This window comes from Actinoallomurus acaciae, from assembly GCF_042429965.1.
Lineage (GTDB): Bacteria > Actinomycetota > Actinomycetes > Streptosporangiales > Streptosporangiaceae > Actinoallomurus > Actinoallomurus acaciae.
On record NZ_JBHLZP010000096.1, the window covers coordinates 1 to 21,799 of the forward strand.

Below are 21,799 nucleotides of genomic sequence, written 5' to 3' on the forward strand. Positions count from 1 at the left end.
GCGCCCGGCGCCGGCGTGCACGCGGTGTCCGCGGCGACCGGCGAGGGAATGGCGGCGATCCGCGCCGTGGCGACCGGAACATCGGTGCTGCTCGGACCGTCGGGCGCCGGCAAGTCCACGCTGGTCAACGCGCTGGCGGGCGAGGAGGCCATGCGCACACAGGCGATCCGCGCCTCCGACGGCCGCGGGCGGCACACGACGACGCACCGCGAGCTGATCGCCATCCCGGGCGGCCTCGTCATCGACACGCCGGGGGTACGGCGAGTGGGCCTGTTCGCCGCGGACGAGGGCCTGTCCCGCGCGTACGCGGACATCGAGGCACTGGCCGCCGAGTGCCGGTTCACGGACTGCGCCCACGAGAGCGAGCCGGACTGTGCCGTGCTGGCCGCCGCCGACTCCGGCGACCTGCCGGAGCGCCGCCTCACCGGCTGGCGCAGACTCCGCCGCGAGGCGGAGTGGATCGCGAGCCGAACGGACGCCCGCCTGCGGTCCGAACGCCTGCGCGAGCGCAAGCTCATCCACCGCCGGGCCCGCCGCGACCGCGTTGAGAGGTGGTCCGGGGGCGGTCTGGTGGCCGTGGGTCGGGTGTGGTCAGGTGGTCGGCGGCTGGGGGCGAGCCGGATGGATGCTCGTCTGCGGGCTGAATGCCTACGTGAGCGCAAGCTCTTTCACCGCCGGGCCTGCCATGACCGCCTGCGCTGAGAGGGGCGGCCCCGGGAGCATCGGGCGGTCGTGGGTCGGGTGCGCTGGGCGTGGTCAGGTGGTCGGCGGCTGGGGGCGAGCCGGATGGATGCTCGTCTGCGGTCCGAACGCCTGCGCGAGCGCAAGCTCATCCACCGCCGGGCCCGCCGCGACCACCTGCGTTGAGAGGCGGGGCCTCGGGCGGTTTTGGGGCGGGTGCGGTCGGTGGCTGGGGGCGGGCCGGATTGTGCGGTGTTGGCCGTGGTCGGTTCTGGTGGCCTGCTGGGGCGTCGTCTCGTCGGCTGGCGGGGGCTTCGCCGTGAGGGGGAGTGGATTGCGAGCCGGATGGATGCTCGTCTGCGGGCTGAACGTCTGTGTGAGCGCAAGCTCATCCATCACCCCGCCCGCCGTGACCGCCTGCGCTGGGAGGCGGCCCGGGGGCGTCCGGTGGTCGTGGGTCGGGCGCGCTGGGCGTGGTCAGGCGGTCGGCGGCTGAGGGCATGGGGAGTGGCATCGTGGGCCTCGCGCGTCAGGAGGCCGTCTGGGCTCTGTCGGGTGCGTCCTCCTCATCCGCTGTCGCCGCCTGCGCCGAGAGACGGTCCGGGGGGCTCTGGTGGTCGTGCGGCGGGCGTGGTCAGGCGGTCGGTCGCAGACGGCGAGCCGGACGGGACCGGGTGGGGCATCGTGGGTCGTCTCCGGGCTCGCGTGCGTCCGGAGGTCGGCTCCGGACGTCCCGGGCTCTCCCGGGTGCCTCTGGAGCCGTCCTCCGCGTGTCCCCGGACGTCCCCGCCCCGTCCCTGGCCGTACCGGACGATGGGCGTCCACCGTGCGAGCAGTTCCATCGCGTCCGGGAGCGTCTCGGCGAAGACGTGTTCCACGATGTTGCCCGCGTTGCCCTCCAGTTGCAGCAGGAACTGCAACGGCGGCGTCTCCCGGGAGTACAGCGTCAGCGAGACCGGCACCGACGGCAGCTCGCCGACCTGACACCACGCCTCGTAACCCAGGGTCGCCACCGCCGCGCGCACGTCGCCGTCGTACGGCTCGCAGGCTGCCATCACCGGGTCTTCGCGCTCCACCCACGAGCCGTTGACCAGGCACCATGCGTGAATCGCCTCAGTCATGATCACACCTCACGGTAGGACGGCCGGACCGTCCGCGGCGGGAGCGCCACGCGGCGGGAGCGCCACGCGGCGTGAGGGGCTGATTCGGGACTCGTCCCGCGCAGGCCGGATCAGTGCGCCGGCATCGGCCATTCGAGGCGCATGCGCGAGCGTTCGGGGGATCGCGGCAGGTCCTGGCAGGAGACGTCCATGCCGCGCCCGCTGAGCACGCGGATCCGCCCGGCCACCTCGGCGAGGCCGCCCGCGGGCGCGTCGAGATGCATGATGAGCCAGGTGGGCGGCCGCGGATCGGCGGTGATCATCACATGGACGTCCGGCAGGCGCTCCCCGGGGACCAGGGCGAGGGTCCGGTGGACCAGCCGGGCGACTCGCTGCCACGCCGATCGGTCGATCACCGCCTCGATGCCGTGCCCGAGCGTCAGCGCCGGGCACGCCCGGTCCGGGCCGCAGGCCCGCTCCACCGCCTCCACGACCAGCGCCCGCAGGCCCGTTTCCCCGGCGGATCCCTCGGGACGCAGGTCGAACACCACGCCGCGGAAGTCCTTGATCGCGCCGTCCAGGCCGTTGATGGCCTTGTGGACCTTGGCGACCGTGACGTCGGCACCGAGGTTCGCCTCGATGTAGGTCAGCGCGGCGTGCAGGTCGAGCCCGACCGCGAACAGGCGGTGCATCAGGACGTCCGCCAACCCGGGGGCGACGCGTTCGCCGCCCTCCGCGGTGGCCACGGGGGGCGATCCCCGGCCGACGTCGTTCATCACCGGCTCTCTCGGTGTGGCCAAGGTCGTCCATCCCTCTCTGTCGGCCGTACGGCTCACGGGCGGCGGGCCGCCCGTCGGCTGGGGGATGGGTCCCGGGGGGTGCCATATTTGTGACTGTTCAGTGCACAATGCGCCCTACCCTGTGAATGACCGTTTTATACGTATCGTGGCTGGTCAACGTGCGTTCTCATCGGTTGCGGCATTCAGGACCTTCGCCCCTGGCTCACCTTCATCGTGTGACGCAGCGTGTAGGTGAGGACCGATGGGGGAAGGGGGGTTCGGCCGCACGTTGGGGAGACAGGCCGAGGATCTCCAGCCGCCTCGGCCGGAGGCTCAATGGCGAGTGACGGTGGCGGCCTGCCGAGGCAGGACGGCACCGCCCGGCGGAGGTGGTCATGTCGTTCGCGGACATCGCCAGCGCGCTGGCGGAACAGGGGCGCTCGTTGCTCCCGATACCCGGACACTCCGTCACCGGTTCCGAGCCCGATCATCCACCGCCGACCCGGTCGATGACCGTGACCGCCGATGACGGCGTCGAACTGCACGTGGAGATCCAGGACGCCCCGGGCGCGCCGCTGACCGTCGTCTTCTGCCACGGTTACCTGCTGAACTCCATGAGCTGGGACGTCCAGCGCACGATGCTCGCCGGCAAGGCGCGCGTCGTCCTGTGGGACCACCGCGGCCACGGCCGGTCCGGCTGGGGTACGCCGCCCAACGCCACCATCGACCAGGTCGGACGTGACCTGTTCGCGGTGATCCGGGCGGCGGCGCCGCGCGGACGGCTGGTGCTGGTCGGCCACTCCATGGGCGGGATGGCCGTCCTCGCCCTCGCCAAGTCCCACCCCGGCATGTTCGGCGGGCGGGTGGTCGGCGTCGTGCTCTCCTCGACCTCCGCCGGAGGCCTGTCCACGATCACCGCGGGCCTGCCGCAGATCGGGGCGCGGGTCATGCACCGCCTCGTACCCGCCACCCTCAGCCAGTTGCGCCGGCACGCACGCCTCGTGGACGGCGCGCGGCGGTCCGCGGGCGGCGCGACGTACCTGATCACCTGGCCCTACCTGTACGGCTCGCGGGTGCCGCGCCCGGTGGCCCGGCTCACCACGCGGCTCATGGCGTCGGTGCCCATCCAGGTGATCGCCGAGTTCTACACCGAACTCGTCCGGTACGACCTGCATGCGGTCCTCCCCGCACTCGGCCGCATCCCGGTGCTCGTCCTCGTCGGCGAACGCGACGTCATCACCCCGATCGCGCACGCCGAGGCGCTCGTCGCCGCGATGTCCGGCGGAGAGCTGGTCGTGGTGCCCGACTCGGGCCACCTGCTGGTGCTCGAACGTCCCCGTGAGTTCGGCGAACAGGTCTGGAGACTGATCAGCCGCGTCACGCCGCCGAAGCTGGTCTCCGCCTCATCCGCCATGCCCGGCAAACGGATCGACAAGCCGGCCCGCGCCCACCGGCCGCCGCACCGGACCGAACCCAGGTGAGCGACGCCCGTCAGTGCCGCTGTCTGTCCTCCGGCCAGGACCGGTCCTCCGGCCAGGACCGGTCCTCCGGCCGTACGGAGGGGGGAGGCCCGGACGCGGGCCCGGCGGGCGGGCGGGGCGCGTACTTGGAGCGCAGCCTGCTCTGCTGGACCAGCCGGCCGAGGTCGTCGGCGGTGACCATGCCGACGACGCGGTGGCCGGCGACGACGACGGCGAGGACGGCGGCGGCCGTCGCCGGCGTGGCCGGTTCCGCGAGCGCAACCGCGGTCGCGGCGGCCGGGAGCGCTATGGCGACGCCGACCCGGTGATCAACGAGGACGACGTCCTGATCCCGGTCTCCGGCATTCTCGACATACGCGACAATTACGCATTCGTCCGCACCACCGGGTACCTTCCCGGCCCGCAGGACGTCTACGTCTCCCTCGCCCAGGTCCGCAAGTACGGCCTGCGCAAGGGCGACGTCATCACCGGGGCCGTCCGGCAGCCGCGCGACGGCGAGCGGCGCGAGAAGTTCAACGCGCTGGTCCGCCTCGACACGGTCAACGGCATGGAGCCCGAGCAGGCCAAGGGCCGCGTCGACTTCTCCAAGCTCACTCCGCTGTACCCGCAGGAGCGGCTGCGCCTGGAGAACGACCCGGGCCAGCTCACCACGCGGATCATCGACCTCGTCAGCCCCATCGGCAAGGGCCAGCGCGGCCTGATCGTGTCGCCGCCGAAGGCCGGCAAGACGATGGTGCTGCAGGCGATCGCCAACGCCATCACCAAGAACAACCCCGAGTGCCACCTGATGGTCGTGCTCGTGGACGAGCGTCCCGAAGAGGTCACCGACATGCAGCGGTCGGTGAAGGGCGAGGTCATCCACTCGACCTTCGACCGGCCCGCCGACGACCACACGATGGTCGCGGAGCTGGCGATCGAGCGCGCCAAGCGCCTCGTCGAGCTCGGCCACGACGTCGTCGTGCTGCTCGACTCGATCACCCGCCTCGGCCGCGCGTACAACCTGGCCGCTCCGGCCAGCGGCCGCATCCTGTCCGGTGGTGTCGACTCGACGGCGCTGTACCCGCCGAAGCGGTTCTTCGGCGCCGCCCGCAACATCGAGAACGGCGGCTCGCTGACGATCCTCGCCACGGCGCTGGTCGAGACCGGCTCCCGCATGGACGAGGTGATCTTCGAGGAGTTCAAGGGCACGGGCAACATGGAGGTCCGCCTGCGCCGCGAGCTCGCCGACAAGCGGGTGTTCCCGGCGATCGACGTCGACGCCTCCAGCACCCGTAAGGAAGAGATCCTCATGTCCGCGGAGGAGCTGCGCATCGTCTGGCAGCTGCGCCGGGTGCTGCACGCCCTGGAGATGCAGCAGGCGCTGGAGCTCCTCCTCGAGAAGATGAAGGAGACCAAGTCGAACGCGGAGTTCCTGCTCCAGGTGCAGAAGACGACGCTGAACGACTGACCCTCACTGCCGAAGGACGCCCCGTGGCCTCGCGCCCGGGGCGTTCTTTCGTGCCCGGGGTGGGGCTATCCCCACCCTCATGAGGCTGGGACGCTCCATGGCACGCGGGCCTCCCGTCCAGGAGGCTATGGCCGTACGGTGGATGCGGCGCGAAAGGGACCCGCGGTGAACAGCACGCTTGAGATGACGCCCTCCTCGCGGCGATACGGCCCTCTGCGGCTGGCGAGGGAATCGCTGACCTGGAGGTCGGCCGCCTACCTGCTGCTGCACTTCCCGCTCGGGCTGGCGTACTTCGTCGGCCTGACCGTGCTGCTGTCGGTGTCCGCGGGCACGGTGATCATCTGGGTGGGCGTGCTCGGGCTCGCCCTCACCATGATCCTCTGGCGGGCCGCCGCGATGCTCGAGCGCCGCCTGGTGAAGGCGGCCTTCGGCGTGGACATCCCCGACCCGTACCGCCCGATGCCGCAGGGCGCCAACCTGTTCGCCAAGTGGAAGGCCATGGCCGTCGACCCGGCGACCTGGAAGGACCTCCTCTACCTGTTCCTGGCCTTCCCGCTCGGCATCGTCGAGTTCGTGCTGTCGGTGGGGCTGTGGTCCGCCTCCGCGGGGCTGATCGCGGAGCCGCTGACGATCAACTGGCAGGACTCCGGCTTCCTGTACCTCACGGTCGGCGACCGCCAGATCTGGTTCGACCACACGCTGGCGGCCCTGCCGGCGATCCCGCTGGGCATCGCGCTGGCGTTCGTGACCATGTACGTGGTGCGCGGCGTCGGGTACGCTCACGGCGCCCTCGCCCGTTACCTGCTCGGGCCCAACGTCACCCAGCAGCTGCGGGCGCGTACGGCCCAGCTCCAGGCCAGCCGGGCCCGCGGCGTGGACGCGGCCGAGGCGGAGCGTCGGCGCATCGAACGCGACCTGCACGACGGCGCCCAGCAGCAGCTCCTCGCCGTGGCGATGGACCTCGGCCGGGCGCGGGCCAAGCTGGAGACCGACCCGACCGGTGCCCAGGAGCTGATCCAGCAGGCCCACGCCGGCGCGAAGGAGGCCATCGCGGAGCTGCGTAACCTCGCCCGCGGCATCTACCCCGCGATCCTCACCGACCGCGGCCTGGACGCGGCCATCAGTGCGGTGGCGGCCAGGGCCCAGGTGCCGGTGTCGGTGGAGGTCGACCTGCCGACCCGGCCGCCCGCGGCGGTGGAGAGCATCGCGTACTTCATCGTCTCGGAGGCCCTGACGAACGTCTCCAAGTACGCCCGCGCCACCCAGGCGGCGGTGCGGATCACCCGGGACCAGAACTGGATCGTGGTGGAGGTGTCGGACAACGGCATCGGCGGAGCCGAGGCGTCCCCGGGCGGCGGCCTGGCCGGCCTCGCCGATCGTGCGGCGGGCATCGACGGCATCCTGACGGTCAACAGCCCCGCCGGCGGCCCGACGGTCATCCGGGCGGACCTCCCGGCGGTCTGGTAGCCGCCCCGGCGCGGGGGAGGCGTCTCAGCTCATGCCCACGCTCTGGCGGTCGGGCTCGATGAGGGCGACGACCCGCTCCTCGTCGCGCGAGTAGGGGCCGCCGATGTACTTCGCCGCGATCTTGTCGACGATCTCCCAGGCGGCGTCGCCCTCGAGCCACTCGATGACCCTGCCGCGGACGATGACCGGCTGGAACGGGTTGTCGGCCGGCGTCAGGGAGAGCGCCACCCGCGGGTCGCGCCGCAGGTTGCGGGCCTTGCGGGAGCCCGGGCCGGTGAGGATCGCGACGTGGTCGCCGTGCGTGCCGACCCAGACCGGCACGGAGTGGGGAGCGCCGTCGGGGAGCACGCTGGCGAGGTGGGCGATCGAGGTGCAGTCGAGCACGCGGCGCACGTCGGGGTCGAGCATCGTGGTCATCTCCTTGGGCCGGGTCTCCAGCGGAGGTCGCGGGGGCGTCACCGTTCGACCTCGTAGTGGAGGTGGGTGACGCCCGGCGCCGGGACGGCTTCGACGAGGCGGAGCCGTACGTGCCCGGGGAGCGTCTGGAAGAAGGGGCGGCCGCCGCCGAGCAGGACCGGCACCTGGTGCAGGATCACCTCGTCGACCAGCCCCGCCTTCAGCGCCTCCGTCACGACGCCGCCGCCCATGAGGCCGACGTCCTTGTCGCCGGCGGCGTCGCGAGCCGCCGCGATCGCGTCCTCGATGCCGGTGGTGATCAGAGTCTGCCGCTCGGTCATCTCCGGTGCCGGCCGGTGGCTGAGGAAGAACGGGCGGGCGGTCGGGTGGGGGCCGCCCCCGCCGAAGCGGTCGGAGTCCTCATAGGTGTTGCGCCCCGCCACGACCGCGCCCACGCGTCCGGCGAGGTGGTCGAAGACGCGGGCGCTGGGCTCGCTCAGCTTGAACCCGTCGAACACCCGGCTGGGCGTGTCGCCGGCGAAGTACCAGTCGAACAGCATCGTCCCGTCGCCGAGCCCGCGCCCGGCGCCGGGGTCGCGCCCGGTGATGTAACCGTCGACCGACACCGCATGAGCGCTGAAGACCTTGCTCATCTCCGTAATCCCTTTCGGAGTTCCTTGAAGAGACTCCATGACCGTAGCATTCGGAGTTCCTTGAGGGAACCCCGATTGCTAGACTGAGCCCATGCAGCGCACGAACTTCGCGGACATGGCGTGCTCGATCGCGCGCACGCTCGACGTCATCGGGGAGCCCTGGTCGCCGCTGGTCCTGCGGGACGTGTACGCGGGGTTCACCCGGTTCGAGCAGATCCAGGCCGACCTCGGCATCTCGCGCAAGGTCTTGACCGAGCGGCTGAACCACCTCGTCGAGCACGGAGTGCTCGAACGCCGGCCCTACGACCGGCGACCGCGGTACGAGTACGTCCTGACCGAGCAGGGCGCCGAACTCGTCGACCTGCTCATGGTCATGGTCGGCTGGGGAGACCGGTGGCTGGCGGGGGAGGCCGGCCCGCCGGTCCTCTACCGCCATCACGCGTGCGGTGAGATCGGCGGTGTCGACCTGCGCTGCGCCCACTGCGGTGAGCCGATGCACGCGGGCGACGTCGACCTGCTGCCGGGCCCCGGAGCCGCCGCGACCTGAGCGGGATTCCTCTAAGCTGAGCGATCGTGCGGGTCGTGATCGCGGAAGACGCTGTGATGCTGCGCGAAGGCCTGATCCGCCTTCTCGCCGACGAGGACATCGAGACGGTGGCCACCTCCGGCGACGGCGCCGGGCTCGTGGCGCTCGTCGAGGAGCACCGGCCGGACCTCGTCATCGTCGACGTCCGCATGCCCCCGACGTTCACCGACGAAGGGCTGCGCGCCGCCCTCGAGGTGCGGGAGCGGGTGCCCGGCACCCCCATCCTCGTGTTCTCCCAGTACGTCGAGGAGCGCTACGCCACCGACCTGATCGGCGGCGGGGCCGAGGGCGTCGGTTACCTGCTGAAAGAGCGTGTCGCCGACGTCGCGGAGTTCCTCGGCGCGGTCCGGCGGGTCGCCGAGGGCGGCACGGTCATCGACCCCGAGGTCATCGCCCAGCTCCTCGGCCGCCGGCGCCGGGGCGACCGGCTGGAGGTGCTGACGCCGCGCGAACGCGAGGTGCTCGGCCTCATGGCCGAGGGTCTGTCCAACGCGGCGATCGCCCGCAGGCTCGTCGTCACGGACGGCGCGGTGGAGAAGCACATCTCCAACATCTTCCTCAAGCTCGGCCTCCAGCACACCAACAGCACCCATCGCCGCGTCATGGCGGTCCTCGCCTACCTCGGCCAGGGCTGACCGGAAGGCGCGCGGCTCAGGAGCCGTTGAGGTAGGCCAGCACGGCGAGGACGCGACGGTTGTCGTCGTCGGAGACCGGCAGGTCCAGCTTCAAGAAGATGTTCGAGGTGTGCTTGGCGATGGCGCGCTCGGTCACCACGAGGCGCTGCGCGATCGCCTGGTTGGAGCGGCCTTCGGCCATCAAACTGAGCACCTCGCGTTCGCGCGGCGTCAGGTCGCCCAGCGGCTCGTCGCGGGACTTGCGGACGAGGAGCTGGGAGATCACCTGAGGGTCCATCGCCGTGCCGCCGGAGGCCACCCGGCGTACCGCGTCGATGAACTGGTCCGCGTCGAACACCCGGTCCTTGAGCAGGTAGCCGATGCCGCCGCTGCCGTCGGCCAGCAGTTCGCGGGCGTACAGCTGCTCGACGTGCTGCGACAGCACCAGCACGGGCAGGCCGGGGACCTCGCGCCGGGCCTGGAGGGCGGCCTGCAGGCCCTCGTCGGTGAACGTCGGGGGCAGGCGTACGTCGACCACGGCCACGTCCGGCTTGATCGTGAGCAGCGCCCGGCTCAGCTCCGGTCCGTTGTCGACCGCGGCCGCGATCTCGAAGTCGTACGCCTCGAGGAGCCGGACGAGGCCGTCTCGCAGCAGGAACAGATCCTCGGCGAGGACGACGCGCATCCCGGCTCCTCCAGCGTCAGGGCCGTGGCGCGCCCAGCGCGCACGGCAGCTCCATGGTGACGATCGTGGGGCCTCCCACCGGACTGTTCAGCGCGAGGACACCGTCGAATGTACCGAGCCGCCGCTCGATTCCGCGAAGTCCGGTGCCGCCGGACATGTCCGCGCCGCCCTGTCCGTCGTCGGTGATCACGATACGGAGCATGCCGTCCTCGTGCCGCAGGTCCAGCCAGATCCGGCGCGCGCCGGAGTGCTTGGCCGCGTTGGTGAACACCTCCGAGATCGCGAAGTAGGCCGCCGACTCCACCGGGGCCTCCAGGGTCCCGGGAAGGTCGACCGACACCTCGGTGGTGAGCGGGCTCGCCATGGCCAGGGCGCGTACGGCGTCACCGAGCCCGCGTTCGGCCAGGACCGGCGGGTGGATGCCGCGGACCAGGTCGCGCAGTTCGGTGAGGGCCTTGGAGGAGGACTCGCGCGCCTCGGACAGCAGCTTCCTGGCCCGCTCCGGGTCGCGTTCGAGCAGGTGCTCGATCGCGCCGAGGCTCATGCCCATGGCCACCAGCCGGGCCTGTGCGCCGTCGTGCAGGTCGCGCTCGATCCGGCGCAGCTCGGCCGCCTGCGTGTCGAGCGCGTCGGAGCGGGTCTCGGTCAGCCGCTCCACCCGCATCTCCAGCTCCCGCTCGTGCGTCGGGCTCAGCAGGGAGGCGTCCAGCCGTGTGTGCGCCTTCATGACCTTCGGGGTCAGCCAGACGCCCAGGCCCGCGTACACGAACCCCAGCAGGCCGGCCAGCATCGCGGTGCGGAAACCGCGGATCGGCACGAAGGTGTACCAGTCGTTGCCGCCCGCGTGCACGATCGGCCTCCAGACCCCGGCGGCCAGGACCCAGCCGTACGGCCCGTAGAAGGGCAGCGCGAAGGCGAAGATCGCCAGGGTGAACCCGGCGGTGGCGTCCGTGATCATCCACAACAGGTCGCGGTACGTCGCCGGGTCCTTCATGATCCACCGGTACCGCTCCAGCGCGCCGATCACGCCGCCCTGGAACTCCGGCTCCGGCTTGTACGGCGTCTTGATCTCCACCCCGAACCACCGGTGCGCGAGCCGGCGCCGCAGTCCCATGTAGGAGCGGGCGGCGGCCGTGACGACCGGGGTCACGAACAGGCCGACGCCGACGAGGGACAACGACATGAACACGACCGAGAAGATGAAGAACACCAGCGATCCGACCATCGCCAGCAGGGCCAGAACCAGCCCTCGTACGGCGGCGAGTGCCGCCCTCCCAACGTTCATCATTCCTCCCGGTCTCCGCCTTTATCTTGCCGTCTCGAGTCTCGCGAGCGGGACGTGCCCGGTCACTGGGCTCAGGGACCGGCCGGGGGTGTCACTGGCACCACCCCCCGCGGGGACCGAGGTCCCCCCATGACGGGGTGCTGACCGGCTGGGGCGGACCACCGCGGATTCCTAGCGTCTCCGGCAGAGCCCGAAAGTCAGGAGACGCTCATGAGAAGCAACGTCCGCGGACGTCACGCACCCCGGTCATCCTTCGCCGCCCGGATCGGGGGCTGGAGCGTGCGGCACCGCAAGACGGCGATCATCGGCTGGTTGCTGTTCGTCATCGCCGCCAGCGTGATCGGCGGGATGGCCGGCCAGGTCACGATGAAGCCGTACGAGAACGCCGCGGGCGACTCCGCCCGCGCCCAGAAGATCCTTTACGACGCCGGGATCAAGGATCCGGCCGGCGAGATGGTGATCGTGCACAGCGGTACGCCCGGAGCCTGGCGCGACGCGGCGGCGGACGTCTCCACCGCGGTACGGGCCACGGGCCGCGTCGGTGACGTCGTACCCGCCGTCGCCTCCGCGGACGGGCGCGACGGCCTGGTCCGGTTCACCATGACCGGCGACCCGGACACGGCGGCCGACCGGGTCCAGCCGGTCCTGGACGCCGTCGGCCGGGTGAAGGCCGCGCACCCGGAGGTGACGATCGGCCAGTTCGGCGACGCCAGCGCGGGCAAGTGGCTGAACGACGTGCTCGGCAAGGACTTCGCCCGTGCGGAGTGGACCGGGGTGCCGCTCGCCCTCGGCATCCTGCTCGTGGCGTTCGGCGCGCTGCTGGCCGCCCTGCTGCCGGTCGGGCTCGCGCTCACCGCGTTCGTCGCGGCGAACGGCCTGCTGGCCGTGGGGAGCCACGCGCTGCACCTGTTCGACACGACGAGTTCGGTGATGCTGCTCGTCGGCCTCGCCGTCGGCGTCGACTACTGCCTGTTCTACATCCGCCGCGAGCGCGACGAGCGCGCCGCGGGCCACGACCGGGAGACCGCGCTGCGGATCGCCGCCGCGACGTCCGGCCGTTCGGTCCTCATCTCCGGCCTCACGGTGATGCTGGCGATGGCGGGCATGTTCCTGTCCGGGCTGCTGCTGTTCAAGGGCTTCGCGCTGGCCACGATCCTGGTCGTCCTCATCGCGATGCTCGGCTCGGTGACCGTGCTGCCGGCGCTGCTGTCCCTGCTCGGCGACAAGGTCGAACTCGGCCGCATCCCGTTCCTGGGCCGCCGCCGGGGCCGCCGCGCCGGCGGCGGACGCGTGTCCGCCACCCTCCTGCGGCCCGTGCTCGCCCGTCCGGCGATCTTCGCGGTGCTGGCGGCGGGCGTCATGCTCCTCCTCGCCGCGCCGACCGCCGGCATGCACACCCAGGAGCTGGGCCTGGACCAGCAGATGCCCAAGGGCACCCCGATGCTCGAGGCCTACCAGCGGATCTCCACGACGTTCCCCGGCGGGCCGGCGCCCGCCAAGGTAGTGCTGAAGGCCACCGACATCGGCTCGCCGCAGGTCCGCACGGCCATCGCCGAGCTGAAGAGCCGTACCGGCCGGGGCGGGGAGTTCGGCGCGCCGGTCACCGTGACCACCCACGCGCGGCAGAACGTCGCCGAGATCGCCGTGCCGCTCGCCGGCGACGGCCGGAACGCGGCCTCCAAACACGCTCTCCGGACGCTGCGGGAGCAGATCGTGCCCGGGACGGTCGGGGCCGCCGGGACCGCGTACGTGACCGGCGAGCTCGCGGACTCGGTCGACTTCAACGACCAGCTGCACGCCGACATCGCGCCGGTCTTCGTCTTCGTGCTGGTCGTGACGTTCCTGCTGATGCTGGTGTCGTTCCGGTCCCTGACGGTCGCGATCACCTCGATCCTGCTCAACCTGCTGTCGGTCGCGGCGGCGTACGGCGTCATGGTGGCGGTCTTCCAGCACGGCTGGGGCGCGGGCCTGTTCGGGACGGAGGCGGTCGGGGCGATCGAGGGCTGGATGCCGCTGTTCGTCTTCGTGGTGCTGTTCGGCCTGTCGATGGACTACCACGTGTTCGTCGTGTCGCGGATCCGGGAGGCACGCGACCGCGGCCTGGGGACCCGTGACGCCGTGGCGCACGGTGTGCGATCCAGCGCGGGCGTCGTCACCTCCGCGGCGGTGATCATGGTGGCCGTCTTCGCGGTCTTCGCGACGCTGTCGATGCAGGACATGAAGCAGATGGGCGTGGGTCTGGCGGTGGCCGTGCTGCTGGACGCGACCCTCGTACGGGCGGTGCTGCTGCCGTCGGTGATGGCCCTGCTCGGCGAACGCAACTGGTACCTGCCGCGCTGGCTCGGCTGGCTGCCCCGGGTGTCCCACGGCGAGGAGCCGGTGCCTCCGCGCGCGGAGGACCGCCCGGTGCCGGTGGCGCGCTGAGCGCGCACGGGTCCGGCCGGTCGCGGGGGCGTCGGCCGGGCCCTTGGCGCGGGGAATGCGTGGTGGCCTCGGCATGTTGTGCTATCTGGCACACTGGTACGCGCTGCGGTACCGGTTCACATCCCCGGGATCCCCCCGGGCGATGACCCGGCGACCGCCTGAAGCGAGGAGAAGTAGTGAAGCCTGACATTCACCCGACCTACGGCGTCACGACCGTGACGTGCACGTGCGGGAACACCTTCCAGACCCGGAGCACCGCGGAGAACGGCGCGATCCACGCCGACGTGTGCTCGAACTGCCACCCCTTCTACACGGGCAAGCAGAAGATCCTCGACACCGGTGGCCGGGTGGCCCGGTTCGAGCGGCGGTTCGGCAAGAAGGCCACGGGCAACAAGAAGTAGCCAGACGTCCCACGCCGGCCGGAGAGGCTCTCCTCCGGTCGGCGTCGGCCTGTTTGCCCCGTGCCCGTCCAGCGCCGAACCAGGACATGACGTGAACCTCGACGATTTGACCAGCGAATACGCCGACATCGAAAAGCGGCTCTCCGACCCGGCCGTGCATGCGGACCAGGCCGAGGCACGTCGTCTCGGCAAGCGCTACGCGGAGCTGCGGCCCGTCGTCGAGGCGGCGCGTGACCTGTCGGCGGCCCAGGCCGACGCGGAGACCGCGCGTGAGCTGGCGGCCGAGGACCCGGCGTTCGCCGAGGAGGCGACCCAGCTCGATCGGCGCATCGAGGAGCTGGAGGAGACGCTGCGGCGGCTGCTCGTGCCGCGCGACCCCAACGACGACAAGGACGTCATCCTCGAGATCAAGGCCGGTGAGGGCGGTGAGGAGTCCGCGCTGTTCGCCGGCGACCTCCTGCGGATGTACCTCCGCCACGCCGAGCGCGTCGGCTGGAAGACCGAGATCATCGACGCCCAGCCCTCCGATCTCGGTGGTTACAAAGACGTCACCGTGGCGGTCAAGTCACGCCCGTCCGTCGAGGGTGTGTGGGCCCGTCTGAAGTATGAAGGCGGAGTGCACCGCGTCCAGCGCGTCCCCGCGACCGAGTCCCAGGGCCGTATCCACACCAGTGCGGCAGGCGTGTTCGTCATGCCCGAGGCCGAGGACATCGACGTCCAGATCGACCCGAACGACCTGCGCGTCGACGTGTTCCGCTCCAGCGGCCCCGGCGGCCAGAGCGTCAACACCACCGACTCCGCGGTCCGCATCACCCACCTGCCGACCGGCATCGTCGTGTCGTGCCAGAACGAGAAGAGCCAGCTCCAGAACAAGGAGCAGGCGCTGCGCATCCTGCGGGCCCGGCTGCTCGCCGCCGCGCAGGAGCAGGCCGACGCCGCCGCGGCGGCCGAGCGCAAGAGCCAGGTGCGCACGGTGGACCGGTCCGAGCGGGTCCGCACCTACAACTACCCGGAGAACCGCATCTCCGACCATCGTGTGGGCTACAAGGCCTACAACCTCGACCACGTGCTCGACGGTGACCTGCACAATGTCATCCAGGCACTGGTGGACGCCGACATGGAGCACAAGCTCGCCCAAGCGACCTGACCTGACATGACATGAGCCATCTGCTCTCTGACGAGATCGCCCGCGCGACGGCACGCCTGGCCGCCGCGGGGATTCCGTCGCCCCGGGCCGACGCCGAGGAGCTGGCGGCCTTCGTGCACGGCGTCAAGCGGGCCGAGCTGCACACGGTGCCGGACGCCGCGTTCGACGCGCGGTTCTGGGCGGGCATCGCCCGCCGCGAGGCCGGTGAGCCGCTCCAGCACATCACGGGCCGGGCGTTCTTCCGTTATCTGGAGCTACGGGTGGGGCCGGGCGTGTTCGTCCCTCGGCCGGAGACCGAGGTCGTCGCCGGCTGGGCGATCGACACGTTGCGCACCATGGACGTCGGCGATCCGCTCGTCGTGGACCTCGGTACGGGGTCGGGAGCCATCGCCCTGTCCATCGCCCAGGAGGTCCCGCGGGCGCGCGTCCACGCGGTCGAGAAGGACCCCAAGGCCTATGTCCACGCGACTCGTAACGTCGAGGAGCTGGACGAGCGCGGCCGGGTCCGGCTGCACCTCGGCGACTTCGCCGACGCGCTGCACGATCTCGACGGCACCGTCGACCTGGTCGTGAGCAACCCGCCGTACATCCCGATGTCGGAGTGGGAGTACGTCGCCGAGGACGTCCGCGACTTCGACCCGCCCTCCGCGCTGTGGGGCGGCGGCGACGACGGCCTCGACGCGATGCGCGTGGTCGAGCGGACCGCGCGGCGGCTGCTGCGCCCCGGCGGCTGGGTCGCGGTCGAGCACAGCGACCTGCAGGGCAACCCCGTCTACTGGATCTTCGCCGAAGAGCACGGCTGGCGCGACATGCGCAACCACAAGGACCTGACCGGCCGCGACCGCTTCGTCACCGCACGCCTGGGGCTCGACTAGACCCGTGTGAGAAGGACTCTCCGGCGGTGGGAGAATGGCGGCCGTGAGCCGAAGCTATGACTGCTCAGAGCCGATGGAGCGCACCCGGGGGATCGCCGAGGCCGTCTCGGCCGTACGCCGCGGCGAGCTGATCGTCCTGCCCACCGACACGGTCTACGGGATCGGTGCCGACGCCTTCACGCCCGCGGCGGTGAACGCGCTGCTGGAGGCCAAGGGGCGTGGTCGCGACATGCCCTCCCCGGTGCTGGTCGGTTCGGTGCGGGCGGCCCAGGCGCTCGTCGAGGACTTCGGCACGTACGGCCAGGACCTCGTGGACGAGTTCTGGCCGGGCGCGCTCACCCTCGTCTGCCGGGCCAACAGCACGCTCGCCTGGGACCTCGGCGACGCCAAGGGCACGGTCGCGATCCGCATGCCGCTGCACCAGCTCACGCTCGAGCTCCTCAAGGAGAGCGGGCCGATGGCGGTGAGCAGCGCCAACCGATCCGGCGCCCCGCCGGCCCGCACCGCCGCCGACGCGGAGGCACAGCTCGGCGACTCGGTCGAGGTCTACCTCGACGACGGGCCGAGCGGCGATGACGCCCCCTCGTCGATCGTCGACCTGACCGGGGCGGTGCCGCGCCTCCTGCGCGCCGGCGCCATCTCCGAGGCGCGGCTCCGCGAGGTGTGCGGCGTGCTGCTCAGCGACGAGGACGAGCCCGCCGGCACGCCCGACGAGCCCGCCGAGGCGGATGATGAGCCCGCCAAGGCCGAGGCGTCCGCCAAGGCGGACGAGCCGCCCGAGAAGGCGGCGAAGACGGAGCGGTCCGGCGACGCGGACGAGCGCGCTCAGTAGCGCCGGCGCCAGCCGCCGCACCTGCCGATCCGGAACTTCTTCTTCCGCCAGCGACCGACGCACTCCTGGGCGTACAGGTGGCCGGTGTTCGCCGAGCCGACCGTGCGCCAGCGCCGCCTCGGCCCGCCGGGGCCCAGCGCCACGACCCGTACGACGGTGCCGTGGTGCCCGGTGAAGGCAAGGCGGACCGCGGGGTCACGGCCGTCCTTCCCGGTGTCCTTGAGGAAGAACGACAGCGTCACCTTCGCCGGGTGTCTGCGGTAGACGCCGAAGGCGTCCACGCCGGGCAGACCGGCCGCGCGCCAGAAGCCGGTGTCGGCGCGTGCCGCGGGCGCGACCGGCGAGAGTGCGGTCATCGCCACGCCGGCCACGAGAGTCATCGCGACACGCCGCATCGGCCCCCCATGGTCGTCTCCGCCGGCCGGAACAGTGGCCCGAACACCCGGGTCCCTTCCCGCGGAGGGCACCGGTCAGCGGCCGTACGGGCACGGCTGGGCGGCACGTGACGCATTCGTGACCAGGATGCACAAACCAATGCGGTCGTTCGCGGATCTAACCGGTCAGGACGGTACCTCTCCCTGCCTCCGGGGCTCCGTCGCACGAAGGCACGGAGCGGAGGCGCCGACACCTATGGAGGAGCGATGTCCACCGTGGAGCCGAGCGATCACCCAGGTGACGGTGCCCTCACGCGCCACTACGAGGGTACGGAGACGGTCCGCGACTGCCGGTGGGCGTCCGGGACATCGGCCGCGCGCCCGCGTGAGGCCGGCCGGGACATCGGCCGCATCGTCCAGATCGACGCGTGGATCGGGTTCGGGACCGAGCGTGAGGGCGCCGAACGCGCGGACTCGCCGGATTCGCGGCGGTGCTCCGGCGAGCACTCGCGCTGATCTGCGGCGTCGTGCGCGACGTCGTCGTAGCGTGATGATGCGATCGCGCACGGTGATACCTGTGGGACGGCGTCTCCCGGTGGGCCGGGAGCAATAGAGTTGGTGCCCGGTTCGTAACGGGTACGAGGTAGCGCGCGTCGCAGGGAGGTGGACGAGTGAGGGAGTACATCCTCACCTTCCTGACGGGCGCGATCGCCACTTATCTCCTCGTGCCCCTGGTGTTGAAGTTCGCCATCTGGTTCAAGGCCATGACCCCGGTGCGCGACCGGGACGTCCATGCGATCCCGACGCCCCGGATGGGCGGCCTGGCGATGTTCCTGGGCATGCTGGCCGCCCTGCTCATGGCCTCGCGCCTGCCCCACCTGCACAAGGTGTTCACCGAGAGCCCGACCTGGGTCGGCCTGCTGTCGGCCGGCGGCCTGCTCGTCGTGGTCGGCATCGCCGACGACCGGTGGGAGATCGACGCGCTGACCAAGATGGCGGGTCAGGTCGCGGCGGCCGGCCTGCTCATCATGAACGGCGTCCAGATCTCGTGGATCCCGCTCCCGGGCGCCACGTTCGTGCTGCCCCCGTCGTACGGCGTGCCGCTGACCATCATCGTCGTGGTCGCCACGATCAACGCGGTGAACTTCATCGACGGCCTCGACGGTCTGGCCGCGGGCATCGTCGGCGTCTCGGCCCTGGCCTTCTTCCTCTACTCCTTCCTGGTCACGGTCGTCGTCCACCTCGACCACCAGTCGGCGCCGGCCCTCATCGCGGCGGTCCTCGCCGGGATGTGCACCGGATTCCTGCCGCACAACTTCAGCCCGGCCCGGATCTTCATGGGCGACACGGGCTCGATGCTGATCGGGCTGCTGCTCGCCACCTCCATGATCACGGTGTCCGGGTTCGACCCGGTCGCGCTGCGCGGATCGATCAACCGGTTCCCGACGCTGCTGCCCCTGATCCCGATAGCCATCCTCGTCGTGCCGTACGCCGACATGCTGATGGCCGTGGTCCGGCGCTCCTACGACGGGCGGTCGCCGTTCGCACCGGACAAGAAGCACCTGCACCACCGGCTCTTGGACCTCGGCCACTCGCACCGGGGTGCGGCCCTGGTCATGTACCTGTGGACGGCGCTGTTCTCGTTCGGCGTGGTGGCGCTCTCGGCGGTCAAGTCGCCGCTGATCGTGCTCAGTGTGGCAAGCCTGGTGGCGATCGCGGCGCTGGTCGTGATGGCCTTCCCGCAGCTCCGCCCGCACGGGCGGCGGCGGCGCGGGGCCGCGGAACCACGGTCCGATCACCGGCCGCGGCAACCCGCCTGAACTGCGCACTTTGCCGTAACTTGACGTAGAAACCGGAGTCTGAGAAGCTTGTGATATCTTTCACGAGCGGCAAGTAGCCACCTAACCCGTGAACCCCGGAGCACTCATGCAGTCCATCGACGCCCGGATCCTCCGCGGCGCCGCGATCCCCACAGGCCTGGCAGGGCTCGTCGCGATCATCGCCGGCCTCCTGTTCGCGGGAGGCAAGGGCGTGCTGGGCGCGGCCATCGGGGCTGTCCTCGTACTCGTATTCTTCACCCTCGGCATGCTCGTCGTCAGCTATGTCTCGAGATTGTCGCAACAACTTGTGATGATGGCCGGTCTGATGGGTTATCTCGTCAAGCTGGTGGCGGTGTTCGCGTTGGTCGCGGCGCTGAACCATGTGACGGCATGGAACGCGCACGTCTTCGGCTGGACTGTGCTTTCGCTCACGATCGTCTGGCTCGCCGCCGAGGTGAATGCCACGATCAACGCCCGCCAGCCGTACGTTGAATCCGGCGGCACATCCCGTGACCTCGGCAAACCGGGCACATGATGACATTGGACTACTCCAATATGACTATGTGCCGGGTAGCCTGCTATCGTCCGGAGCGCGATGACTGGAAATGGGCGTCTGCCCGACGAGTCGCAGGACCGCGAGTTCGCCAACGCCGTGTCGGCCGCCCCCGCCACCATTCTGGCTGGGATGCTGGTCTTCGGCGGTGTGGGCTGGCTCCTCGCTCGCTGGCTGGACGTGACGGCGCTGCTACCCGTCTTCCTGGTGCTGGGCCTGGTCTTCGCTGGCTACCTGGTCTACGTCCGCTACGGCCGCTGAGCGCGCCGGGCGGAGCCGTGGCCCACCGAGACGACAGCAAGGTTGCCGCCTTGATGAGCTACGACCGCGAAAGGAACACCGGGTGAGTGCCCCGCACATCCTCGCCAAAGACTTTGAAGCCCCGGGACTCGGCCTGTTCGAGTGGAAGCCCCTCTTTCACATAGGCCCCCTCGCGGTCGCCAAGCCGATCGTGCTCTGCCTGCTGGTGATGATCATTGTCGTCGCCTTCTTCTGGGCGGCGTTCTCCAAGCCGAAGCTCGTCCCGCGCGGCTGGCAGAACGTCGGCGAGGTCGCGTACATGTTCGTCCGCGACGAGATCGGCCGGCCGTTCCTCGGCAAGGACTCCGAAAAGTGGATGCGTCTGCTGATCCCGGTGTTCTTCTTCGTGTGGATCGGCAATCTGATGTCGGTGGTGCCGGTGGCGCAGTTCCCGGTCAACTCCCGCATCGCGTTCCCGCTCGTGCTGGCGGTCCTGATCTACCTGACCTTCTGGGCCGTGGGAATCAAGAACCAAGGCTTCTTCGGCCTGCTGAAGAACGCGACGATGCCGCCCGACCTGCCCTGGGCGCTCTACATCATCGTCATCCCGATCGAGTTCGTCTCGACGTTCTTCATCCGGCCGTTCACCCACGCCGTACGACTCTTCGCGAACATGTTCGCCGGTCACCTCCTGATCGCACTCTTCGCGACCGTCGGCTTCCACTTCCTCTGGGAGAAGGTCACCCCGCTCGGCTTCGGGGTCGGCATCCTGGGTGCGGTCCTGACGATCGTCATGACCGCGTTCGAGCTGTTCATCCAGGCGGTGCAGGCGTACGTCTTCACGCTGCTCGCCGCCTTCTACATAAGTGCCGGACTCTACTCCGACCACTGAGACCCGACCGCAGAACGTCAACACGTGACCGGCGGAGACGACCGCCGGCCTAGCGAAAAGGAATCCGAATGTCTTTCCTCGCCGCCGCTAGCACCAACATCAACCCCGGCCTCAAGGCGATGGGGTACGGCCTGTCCGCCATCGGCCCGGGCATCGGCGTCGGCATCGTCTTCGGTCAGGGCGTCAATGCCATCGCCCGCCAGCCGGAGCTGACGAGCACCATCCGCACGAACATGCTGCTGGGCTTCGCCTTCAGTGAGGCGCTCGCCCTGATCGGCCTGGTCGCGCCGTTCATCTACACCTCCTGACCGAGGTCCGACTCTGACGGAAGGCTGTGCACGCCATGATGTTGGCCGAACACGCCGCCGGGTTCGTCGCCGCCGCGGAGAAGAACCCGAACCCTCTGCTTCCCGACGCGGCTGAGCTGATCTTCGGCACGCTCTCGTTCCTCATTGTGCTCTTCGTCCTCGGCAAGATGCTGATCCCCCGGATCCAGCAGACCCTCGCCGAGCGCACCGACGCGATCGAGGGCGGCATCAAGCGGGCCGAAGAAGCGCAGGACGAGGCGCAGAGGGTGCTCGAGCAGTACAAGGAGCAGCTCGCCGAGGCGCGGCACGAGGCCGCTCGTCTCCGCGAGGAGGCTCGCGAGCAGGGCGCGCAGATCATCGCGGAGATGCGCGAGCAGGCTCAGGCCGAGGCGCAGCGCGTCATCGACCAGGCGCACGCCCAGATCGAGGCCGACCGCCAGCAGGCCTTCACCGGACTGCGCACGGAGATCGGCGAGCTGGCCGTCGACCTGGCGAGCCGCATCGTGGGCGAGTCCCTCGAGGACGAGGCCCGCCGGCGCGGCACCGTCGACCGGTTCCTCGACCAGCTCGAGGACCGGGCACGGGCGGAGGCATGAGGGGCGTCAGCCGGGCCTCGCTGACCGAGGCCGGCGAACGGCTCGAGACCGCGCTGGCCGCGATCGACCCCGCGACGCTCGGCGACGAGCTGTTCGCGGTGCTGCGGCTGCTCGACCGCGAGCACGTGCTCCGGCGGGCGCTCGCGGACCCGGCCCGGCCGGA

At 70.8% G+C, this 21,799-nt stretch carries 25 protein-coding genes and 1 pseudogene; 18 read left to right on the forward strand and 8 right to left on the reverse strand.

The window, feature by feature from the left end; all coding sequences use genetic code 11:
* A partial coding sequence (rsgA, locus tag ACFFNX_RS15440) for a ribosome small subunit-dependent GTPase A (protein ID WP_378201511.1) occupies positions 1 to 702 on the forward strand: 702 nt, incomplete at its 5' end.
* Between the two features lie 545 nt (positions 703 to 1,247).
* Here the strand turns inward: rsgA and ACFFNX_RS15445 are convergent.
* Positions 1,248 to 1,802 (reverse strand): hypothetical protein, encoded by a 555-nt coding sequence (locus ACFFNX_RS15445; protein WP_378201514.1) that lies wholly within the window; start codon positions 1,800 to 1,802, stop codon positions 1,248 to 1,250.
* Positions 1,803 to 1,912: 110 nt separating this feature from the next.
* Positions 1,913 to 2,527 (reverse strand): sensor histidine kinase, encoded by a 615-nt coding sequence (locus ACFFNX_RS15450; RefSeq protein WP_378201517.1) that lies wholly within the window; start codon positions 2,525 to 2,527, stop codon positions 1,913 to 1,915.
* A 428-nt stretch (positions 2,528 to 2,955) separates the two neighbouring features.
* Between ACFFNX_RS15450 and ACFFNX_RS15455 the strand changes: the two genes are divergently transcribed.
* Positions 2,956 to 4,041 (forward strand): alpha/beta fold hydrolase, encoded by a 1,086-nt coding sequence (locus ACFFNX_RS15455; RefSeq protein WP_378201520.1) that lies wholly within the window; start codon positions 2,956 to 2,958, stop codon positions 4,039 to 4,041.
* 10 nt (positions 4,042 to 4,051) lie between these two features.
* Here ACFFNX_RS15455 and ACFFNX_RS15460 read toward each other — a convergent pair whose 3' ends face one another.
* Positions 4,052 to 4,222: a hypothetical protein gene (locus ACFFNX_RS15460; RefSeq protein ID WP_378201523.1), complete on the reverse strand. Its 171-nt coding sequence runs from the start codon at positions 4,220 to 4,222 to the stop codon at positions 4,052 to 4,054.
* 24 nt (positions 4,223 to 4,246) lie between these two features.
* Here ACFFNX_RS15460 and rho point away from each other — a divergent pair.
* Together rho and ACFFNX_RS15470 are read left to right on the forward strand one after the other, a co-directional pair.
* Positions 4,247 to 5,488: pseudogene (gene rho / locus ACFFNX_RS15465) on the forward strand (transcription termination factor Rho); the annotation flags it as partial.
* Between the two features lie 165 nt (positions 5,489 to 5,653).
* Positions 5,654 to 6,955: a sensor histidine kinase gene (locus tag ACFFNX_RS15470; protein ID WP_378201526.1), complete on the forward strand. Its 1,302-nt coding sequence runs from the start codon at positions 5,654 to 5,656 to the stop codon at positions 6,953 to 6,955.
* A gap of 24 nt (positions 6,956 to 6,979) precedes the next feature.
* Here the strand turns inward: ACFFNX_RS15470 and ACFFNX_RS15475 are convergent, their stop codons facing one another.
* Together ACFFNX_RS15475 and ACFFNX_RS15480 are read right to left on the reverse strand one after the other, a co-directional pair.
* Positions 6,980 to 7,414: a PPOX class F420-dependent oxidoreductase gene (locus ACFFNX_RS15475; protein WP_378201529.1), complete on the reverse strand. Its 435-nt coding sequence runs from the start codon at positions 7,412 to 7,414 to the stop codon at positions 6,980 to 6,982.
* The gene (locus ACFFNX_RS15480) at positions 7,411 to 8,004 is read right to left on the reverse strand and encodes a dihydrofolate reductase family protein (protein ID WP_378201532.1); all 594 of its coding nucleotides are present in this window, start codon (positions 8,002 to 8,004) and stop codon (positions 7,411 to 7,413) included. The genes ACFFNX_RS15475 and ACFFNX_RS15480 overlap by 4 nt, the downstream gene beginning before the upstream one ends.
* Positions 8,005 to 8,095: 91 nt before the next feature.
* Here ACFFNX_RS15480 and ACFFNX_RS15485 point away from each other — a divergent pair, with 91 nt between their 5' ends.
* Entirely contained in the window at positions 8,096 to 8,551 is a 456-nt protein-coding gene (locus ACFFNX_RS15485; protein ID WP_378201535.1) for a winged helix-turn-helix transcriptional regulator, read from the forward strand.
* A gap of 26 nt (positions 8,552 to 8,577) precedes the next feature.
* Positions 8,578 to 9,225, forward strand: a complete 648-nt coding sequence (locus ACFFNX_RS15490; RefSeq protein WP_378201538.1) for a response regulator transcription factor — start codon at positions 8,578 to 8,580, stop codon at positions 9,223 to 9,225.
* 16 nt (positions 9,226 to 9,241) lie between these two features.
* Here the strand turns inward: ACFFNX_RS15490 and ACFFNX_RS15495 are convergent, their stop codons facing one another.
* Entirely contained in the window at positions 9,242 to 9,889 is a 648-nt protein-coding gene (locus ACFFNX_RS15495) for a LuxR C-terminal-related transcriptional regulator (RefSeq protein ID WP_378201541.1), read from the reverse strand.
* A gap of 16 nt (positions 9,890 to 9,905) precedes the next feature.
* Positions 9,906 to 11,174, reverse strand: coding sequence for a sensor histidine kinase (locus ACFFNX_RS15500; protein WP_378201544.1), 1,269 nt, complete (start codon positions 11,172 to 11,174; stop codon positions 9,906 to 9,908).
* 210 nt (positions 11,175 to 11,384) lie between these two features.
* On the opposite strand from ACFFNX_RS15500, the gene ACFFNX_RS15505 reads away from it, so the two are divergent.
* The 5 genes from ACFFNX_RS15505 to ACFFNX_RS15525 all read left to right on the forward strand — a co-directional run bounded on the left by ACFFNX_RS15505 (position 11,385) and on the right by ACFFNX_RS15525 (position 16,853).
* Positions 11,385 to 13,598 carry an MMPL family transporter gene (locus ACFFNX_RS15505; RefSeq protein ID WP_378201547.1) on the forward strand — a complete coding sequence of 738 codons (2,214 nt, stop codon included), beginning with the start codon at positions 11,385 to 11,387 and terminating at the stop codon, positions 13,596 to 13,598.
* Positions 13,599 to 13,774: 176 nt separating this feature from the next.
* The gene (gene rpmE, locus ACFFNX_RS15510; RefSeq protein ID WP_378201550.1) at positions 13,775 to 13,999 is read left to right on the forward strand and encodes a 50S ribosomal protein L31; all 225 of its coding nucleotides are present in this window, start codon (positions 13,775 to 13,777) and stop codon (positions 13,997 to 13,999) included.
* A gap of 91 nt (positions 14,000 to 14,090) precedes the next feature.
* Entirely contained in the window at positions 14,091 to 15,146 is a 1,056-nt protein-coding gene (prfA, locus tag ACFFNX_RS15515) for a peptide chain release factor 1 (protein WP_378201553.1), read from the forward strand.
* Between the two features lie 11 nt (positions 15,147 to 15,157).
* Entirely contained in the window at positions 15,158 to 16,021 is an 864-nt protein-coding gene (prmC, locus tag ACFFNX_RS15520) for a peptide chain release factor N(5)-glutamine methyltransferase (RefSeq protein ID WP_378201556.1), read from the forward strand.
* Between the two features lie 43 nt (positions 16,022 to 16,064).
* Positions 16,065 to 16,853: an L-threonylcarbamoyladenylate synthase gene (locus ACFFNX_RS15525; protein ID WP_378201559.1), complete on the forward strand. Its 789-nt coding sequence runs from the start codon at positions 16,065 to 16,067 to the stop codon at positions 16,851 to 16,853.
* Here the strand turns inward: ACFFNX_RS15525 and ACFFNX_RS15530 are convergent.
* Entirely contained in the window at positions 16,847 to 17,248 is a 402-nt protein-coding gene (locus tag ACFFNX_RS15530) for a hypothetical protein (protein WP_378201562.1), read from the reverse strand. The two genes, ACFFNX_RS15525 and ACFFNX_RS15530, sit on opposite strands and share 7 nt — an antisense overlap.
* A 246-nt stretch (positions 17,249 to 17,494) precedes the next feature.
* On the opposite strand from ACFFNX_RS15530, the gene ACFFNX_RS15535 reads away from it, so the two are divergent.
* The 7 genes from ACFFNX_RS15535 (at position 17,495) to ACFFNX_RS15565 (ending at position 21,636) form a co-directional block, all read left to right on the forward strand.
* Positions 17,495 to 17,743, forward strand: coding sequence for a hypothetical protein (locus ACFFNX_RS15535; RefSeq protein WP_378201565.1), 249 nt, complete (start codon positions 17,495 to 17,497; stop codon positions 17,741 to 17,743).
* A gap of 155 nt (positions 17,744 to 17,898) precedes the next feature.
* Complete coding sequence (locus ACFFNX_RS15540) at positions 17,899 to 19,047, forward strand: MraY family glycosyltransferase (RefSeq protein WP_378201568.1); 1,149 nt, start codon at positions 17,899 to 17,901, stop codon at positions 19,045 to 19,047.
* A 106-nt stretch (positions 19,048 to 19,153) separates the two neighbouring features.
* Positions 19,154 to 19,582 (forward strand): Cg1360 family ATP-synthase-associated protein, encoded by a 429-nt coding sequence (locus ACFFNX_RS15545; protein WP_378201571.1) that lies wholly within the window; start codon positions 19,154 to 19,156, stop codon positions 19,580 to 19,582.
* A 60-nt stretch (positions 19,583 to 19,642) separates the two neighbouring features.
* Positions 19,643 to 19,861, forward strand: coding sequence for a hypothetical protein (locus ACFFNX_RS15550; protein WP_378201574.1), 219 nt, complete (start codon positions 19,643 to 19,645; stop codon positions 19,859 to 19,861).
* A gap of 82 nt (positions 19,862 to 19,943) precedes the next feature.
* Positions 19,944 to 20,732: a F0F1 ATP synthase subunit A gene (gene atpB, locus ACFFNX_RS15555; protein ID WP_378201577.1), complete on the forward strand. Its 789-nt coding sequence runs from the start codon at positions 19,944 to 19,946 to the stop codon at positions 20,730 to 20,732.
* A 68-nt stretch (positions 20,733 to 20,800) separates the two neighbouring features.
* On the forward strand, positions 20,801 to 21,040 hold the full coding sequence (atpE, locus tag ACFFNX_RS15560) for an ATP synthase F0 subunit C (protein WP_285579650.1): 240 nt from the start codon (positions 20,801 to 20,803) through the stop codon (positions 21,038 to 21,040).
* A 38-nt stretch (positions 21,041 to 21,078) separates the two neighbouring features.
* Positions 21,079 to 21,636, forward strand: coding sequence for a F0F1 ATP synthase subunit B (locus ACFFNX_RS15565; RefSeq protein WP_378201581.1), 558 nt, complete (start codon positions 21,079 to 21,081; stop codon positions 21,634 to 21,636).
* The last annotated feature ends 163 nt before the right edge of the window (positions 21,637 to 21,799 follow it).